This window comes from Superficieibacter electus (assembly GCF_002915575.1).
In the GTDB taxonomy this organism is placed as follows: domain Bacteria; phylum Pseudomonadota; class Gammaproteobacteria; order Enterobacterales; family Enterobacteriaceae; genus Superficieibacter; species Superficieibacter electus.
This window is the reverse complement of the sequence record NZ_PQGD01000063.1, coordinates 1-3,042: the sequence shown is the minus strand read 5'-3', so window position 1 is coordinate 3,042 and position 3,042 is coordinate 1. Positions and strand designations below refer to the sequence as shown.

Annotated in this window: 1 rRNA gene; it reads left to right on the top strand. The window is 53.2% G+C overall.

From position 1 onward, the window contains the following. Positions 1-125 precede the first annotated feature (125 nt). Positions 126-3,030 (top strand): 23S ribosomal RNA (locus CHU32_RS27670). The last annotated feature ends 12 nt before the right edge of the window (positions 3,031-3,042 follow it).

Below are 3,042 nucleotides of genomic sequence, written 5' to 3'. Positions count from 1 at the left end.
TTTGCTCTTTAAAAATCTGGATCAAGCTGAAAATTGAAAAAACACTGAACAATGAAAATTGTTCGTGGGTCTCTCAAATTATTGCAGCGCGATGATGAGTCGTAAGAAACATCTTCGGGTTGTGAGGTTAAGCGACTAAGCGTACACGGTGGATGCCCTGGCAGTCAGAGGCGATGAAGGGCGTGCTAATCTGCGATAAGCGCCGGTAAGGTGATATGAACCGTTATAACCGGCGATACCCGAATGGGGAAACCCAGTGTGCTCCGGCACATTATCATGTCATGAATACATAGTGGCATGAGGCGAACCGGGGGAACTGAAACATCTAAGTACCCCGAGGAAAAGAAATCAACCGAGATTCCCCCAGTAGCGGCGAGCGAACGGGGAGGAGCCCGGAGTCTGAATCAGCGTGTGTGGTAGTGGAACGGTCTGGAAAGTCCGGCGGTACAGGGTGATAGTCCCGTACACAAAATCACACATACTGTGAACTCGAAGAGTAGGGCGGGACACGTGGTATCCTGTCTGAATATGGGGGGACCATCCTCCAAGGCTAAATACTCCTGACTGACCGATAGTGAACCAGTACCGTGAGGGAAAGGCGAAAAGAACCCCGGCGAGGGGAGTGAAAAAGAACCTGAAACCGTGTACGTACAAGCAGTGGGAGCCTCCTTGTGGGGTGACTGCGTACCTTTTGTATAATGGGTCAGCGACTTATATTCTGTAGCAAGGTTAACCGTATAGGGGAGCCGGAGGGAAACCGAGTCTTAACCGGGCGTTAAGTTGCAGGGTATAGACCCGAAACCCGGTGATCTAGCCATGGGCAGGTTGAAGGTTGGGTAACACTAACTGGAGGACCGAACCGACTAATGTTGAAAAATTAGCGGATGACCTGTGGCTGGGGGTGAAAGGCCAATCAAACCGGGAGATAGCTGGTTCTCCCCGAAAGCTATTTAGGTAGCGCCTCGTGAACTCATCTTCGGGGGTAGAGCACTGTTTCGGCCAGGGGGTCATCCCGACTTACCGATCCGATGCAAACTGCGAATACCGAAGAATGTTATCACGGGAGACACACGGCGGGTGCTAACGTCCGTCGTGAAGAGGGAAACAACCCAGACCGCCAGCTAAGGTCCCAAAGTCATGGTTAAGTGGGAAACGATGTGGGAAGGCCCAGACAGCCAGGATGTTGGCTTAGAAGCAGCCATCATTTAAAGAAAGCGTAATAGCTCACTGGTCGAGTCGGCCTGCGCGGAAGATGTAACGGGGCTAAACCATGCACCGAAGCTGCGGCAGCGACACTATGTGTTGTTGGGTAGGGGAGCGTTCTGTAAGCCGTTGAAGGTGGCCTGTGAGGGCTGCTGGAGGTATCAGAAGTGCGAATGCTGACATAAGTAACGATAATGCGGGTGAAAAACCCGCACGCCGGAAGACCAAGGGTTCCTGTCCAACGTTAATCGGGGCAGGGTGAGTCGACCCCTAAGGCGAGGCCGAAAGGCGTAGTCGATGGGAAACGGGTTAATATTCCCGTACTTGGTGTTACTGCGAAGGGGGGACGGAGAAGGCTATGTCGGCCGGGCGACGGTTGTCCCGGTTTAAGCGTGAAGGTGGTGTGACCAGGTAAATCCGGTTGCGCGTTAACACTGAGGCGTGATGACGAGGTACCACGGTACTGAAGTGACAAATGCCCTGCTTCCAGGAAAAGCCTCTAAGCATCAGGTAACACGAAATCGTACCCCAAACCGACACAGGTGGTCAGGTAGAGAATACCAAGGCGCTTGAGAGAACCCGGGTGAAGGAACTAGGCAAAATGGTGCCGTAACTTCGGGAGAAGGCACGCTGGTGCGTAGGTGAAGTGACTTGCTCATGGAGCTGAAACCAGTCGAAGATACCAGCTGGCTGCAACTGTTTATTAAAAACACAGCACTGTGCAAACACGAAAGTGGACGTATACGGTGTGACGCCTGCCCGGTGCCGGAAGGTTAATTGATGGGGTTATCGCAAGAGAAGCTCCTGATCGAAGCCCCGGTAAACGGCGGCCGTAACTATAACGGTCCTAAGGTAGCGAAATTCCTTGTCGGGTAAGTTCCGACCTGCACGAATGGCGTAATGATGGCCAGGCTGTCTCCACCCGGGACTCAGTGAAATTGAACTCGCTGTGAAGATGCAGTGTACCCGCGGCAAGACGGAAAGACCCCGTGAACCTTTACTATAGCTTGACACTGAACATTGAGCCTTGATGTGTAGGATAGGTGGGAGGCTTTGAAGCGTGGACGCCAGTCTGCGTGGAGCCATCCTTGAAATACCACCCTTTAATGTTTGATGTTCTAACCTGGCGCCGTAATCCGGCGTGGGGACAGTGTCTGGTGGGTAGTTTGACTGGGGCGGTCTCCTCCTAAAGCGTAACGGAGGAGCACGAAGGTCAGCTAATCCTGGTCGGACATCAGGAGGTTAGTGCAATGGCATAAGCTGGCTTGACTGCGAGCGTGACGGCGCGAGCAGGTGCGAAAGCAGGTCATAGTGATCCGGTGGTTCTGAATGGAAGGGCCATCGCTCAACGGATAAAAGGTACTCCGGGGATAACAGGCTGATACCGCCCAAGAGTTCATATCGACGGCGGTGTTTGGCACCTCGATGTCGGCTCATCACATCCTGGGGCTGAAGTAGGTCCCAAGGGTATGGCTGTTCGCCATTTAAAGTGGTACGCGAGCTGGGTTTAGAACGTCGTGAGACAGTTCGGTCCCTATCTGCCGTGGGCGCTGGAAGATTGAGGGGGGCTGCTCCTAGTACGAGAGGACCGGAGTGGACGCATCACTGGTGTTCGGGTTGTCATGCCAATGGCACTGCCCGGTAGCTAAATGCGGAAGAGATAAGTGCTGAAAGCATCTAAGCACGAAACTTGCCCCGAGATGAGTCTTCCCTGAGACGTAAAGTCTCCTGAAGGAACGTTAAAGACGATGACGTTGATAGGCCGGGTGTGTAAGCGCAGCGATGCGTTGAGCTAACCGGTACTAATGAACCGTGAGGCTTAACCTTACAACGCCGAAG